The following is a 3,329-nucleotide window of genomic DNA, read 5'->3' as shown; positions in this document are numbered from 1 at the left end:
GGCACAAGGGAGGAATACGGATACGACAGGAACGGACTGATGGTATCGGCCGACAACACGGAGGCACGCATAAGGCTGGAGCGCGACCCGATGGGACGTGTGGTATGCGAGAAGGCGGGCCTACCGGGAGGCGACACCTTCACGCAGGTGATGTCCGTGGAATCGGAATACAGCATATACGGCGAGCGCACCCGCGTAAGAAGCTCGCTCGGAGCGGACATGCGGCTGTCCTACGACAGTCCGGGACTTGTCGGAGAAATAAAGGCCGAGGTGGAAAGGCCTGAACCGGACAGGGCATCCGCAGAGGAAAGGAACACAGGGAAAAAGAACATACAGTCCTGGGAAAGCAGCATCCTGCGGGACGATGCGGGACGCGAGACGGAACGCTTCGCCACGGGCGGGATAAGGATCACCACGGACTATGACGACATGGGGCTTGTACGCTCCCGCCACGTGCATTCGGGCGAAAGGCATACGGGATGGAGAAGCTACCGGTGGGACGTAGGCGCAAGGCTGATGTCAATGCGCAGCAACCTCTCTCCCGAACCGGTCATCTTCGACTATGACGGAATGTGCAACCTCGTGAGGGCGGACTACTCCATGCACGAGAGCATATTCCGCACACCCGACAAGGTGGGAAACCTGTACCGCAGCGAAAACAGAAGGGACAGGACGTATGACGGCGGCGGACGGCTGACAAGCGACGGGGAGTTCCACTACCGCTACGACTGCGAGGGGAACCTCGTGCACAGAAGCCGCAGGAACCTGTCGGATATGAACAGCGGCAGTGCAGGCCGCATCAGGAAGGGGCTGTTCGGACTGTTCTCTTCCACGGAGAACGGGGAAAGCGGCAGTGCCGGAAGCAAGTACACCCCGTTTGCTGACTGGCAGCCGGGAGACACCTGCTACGAGTGGCTGGCCAGCGGAATGCTTGCCGGAGTGAAGACACCAGATGGAAAGACCGTCTACTTCGGGTATGACGCACTCGGACGCCGCGTGTCGAAGACCGTGGACGGAACCATCCGTCGGTTCGGATGGGACGGAAACGTGGTACTGCACGAATGGGAAATCAGCGAGGCAGACAGGCCGAGGCTCATCACTGACGGAAGCGGACGCGAGGAATACGAAGACACGGAGAAGCCGGAAAACCTCGTGACATGGATATATGACGGAACATCGTTCACGCCGGTGGCAAAAGTCACTGACGGGGAACGCTATACGATAGTGCATGACTATCTGGGCACGCCTATGCAGGCATACGACAGCAGGGGAAACCTTGTATGGGAGATGTTCCTGGACGTGTACGGAGAAGTGAAGGAATGCCAAGGAAACCGAACGCTCGTACCCTTCCGCTATCAGGGACAGTATGAGGATGAGGAGACGGGACTGTACTACAACAGATTCAGGTACTATTCTCCGCAAATGGGAATGTACATTTCTTCTGACCCTATTGGAGTGGTAGGTAACAATCCTACACTGTATGGATATGTAGAAGATTCTAATATATGGTTAGATTACTTTGGATTATACAAACCAGTAATATTTCCACAGAACCAAGTCTTAGTCCAAGTTACCATAAAAATGCAAGGCTCTCGAAATTTAGACTATAAAGCAGCTAATGAAGCTGCTAATATAATTGGGAAACGAGGGAAACCAACGATTAAGGCACATCAAACGAATTATGGTGATGTTACATGGCATCATGCAAAATATAATCCTGAAACAAATGAGTGTATTATGCAACTGGTTAAAACGCCTGATCATATTGCAAGGTTACCTCATGAGGGAGGAGTTAAGTATTTTGAACAGAATTATGATGTTAAATATGATACTATAGAAGCAGTTAAATTAGCAAAAACAATTAATTGTAAATAATAAATATGGAAGCAAGTAAAATTTCTTTTGATGACAATTATACTCTGAATATATTTTCAGAATATTTAAACAAGAATTTAATGGTCGTTATTTCAGATGAATTAGAAGCATCTGAAGAAGAGTTAACATTAGACTACCGTAGTAAAATAGCAGCATTCATCAATGATACCCCTACATGGTATAATCAAGTCTGTCAAGAAATTATAAAATGGGTAAAATTGACATACAATATATCTATAGAATCTACGGATATTGAATTGATGATTATATTTATATTATTTGAACAATCCGAAAAAGAATTATTTGGATTAGATTTTAGATTAACTGTTGATGCAGAACATGGCTGTGGAATACAATTAAAAATAAATAATGGTCATTATGAAATTGCCAAAATTGGAATTGCAGATATCGCCCTTGGATAATTGAATAAAATTATTTAAGATATGATTTTATAGATAAGTTGTTAGAATAACATCTTTTCAAAGAAACATGTAGTTATATATGCTCTTAGCGGACAGCCATACCACAATGGTGATCGGAGTTGACGTACATGTGACGACGGCTCCCCCCTTCAATCCCATCCATCCCTACATCGGGATGGTGATAGACCCCGCTGACTACATACCGTTCCTGGGTACGAACGTAAGCGTGAACGGACTGAAGCGCGGCGTATCCGATACGGGCGGGATGATCATCCCCCTAACGCACATACCGCTTGCCGGCCCGTTTGCCATGGCATCCATGATCGGCCACGAAAGCATGAACTTCTTCGCCGTCGCAGAACACGTTCTGCGACGGCAGCCGCATGAGCCCGAAGGGATACATGGTGATGACCTGCAACGACGTGGGCATACCCCTGTCGGCAGGCGTAGGAAAGAACAAGGCGGGAAAGACACGGCTCATACCGAGCCTGTTCGCGCCGACCTCCTTCTCACTCCCGGTGCCGACCGGAAAGCCCGTGATGGTGGGCGGTCCCTATGTCCCAGACTGGGGAGGAATGCTGGCCGGCCTTGCTGCAAGCATCGGATTCAGTTCGCTGATAAAGCTCGGAAGCAAGGGAGTCGGAAAGGCACTCAAGGCATTCAACCACAAGGTGCTCAAGAACACGAAGATACAGGAACTGTTCCCCGCAACAAAGAAACTGAGCGCATACCTGTGCAAGAACGGTTTCGAGCCGGTGAACCTTGTAAACGGAGCCGTGGTTTACGAAGGCACGGACTTCGGGTTCCCCTCTCCGCTGCCGCTGGAATGGACGAGGGCGTGGTATTCCGACTCGGATTATGAGGGATGGCTCGGACACGGGACACACTGCCGGTACGACCGCACGGTGGAGAACTTCGAGGACGAAGACGTGACGATGCTGCGCATGGAGGACGGACGTGCCGTGCCGTTCCCGGCGATAGCACCGGGCGGAGAATTCTACATGCGCTCCGAACGCACCACGCTGCGCCGCA

At 50.4% G+C, this 3,329-nt stretch carries 3 protein-coding genes; all 3 read left to right on the top strand.

Translation table 11 applies throughout. The features are described 5' to 3' along the window. Positions 1-1,875, top strand: a 1,875-nt coding sequence (locus H8S64_RS21900) for an RHS repeat-associated core domain-containing protein (RefSeq protein WP_186978704.1), incomplete at its 5' end; no start/stop codon positions are given. Positions 1,876-1,880: 5 nt separating this feature from the next. Beyond that, positions 1,881-2,297 (top strand): hypothetical protein, encoded by a 417-nt coding sequence (locus tag H8S64_RS21895; protein ID WP_186978703.1) that lies wholly within the window; start codon positions 1,881-1,883, stop codon positions 2,295-2,297. A gap of 671 nt (positions 2,298-2,968) precedes the next feature. After that, on the top strand, positions 2,969-3,329 hold a 361-nt coding region (locus H8S64_RS22665; protein WP_366483082.1), incomplete at its 3' end, for a DUF6531 domain-containing protein.

The organism is Butyricimonas hominis, from assembly GCF_014287455.1.
Taxonomy (GTDB): Bacteria; Bacteroidota; Bacteroidia; order Bacteroidales; family Marinifilaceae; genus Butyricimonas; species Butyricimonas muris.
This window is presented reverse-complemented; position numbering and strand designations above follow the sequence as displayed.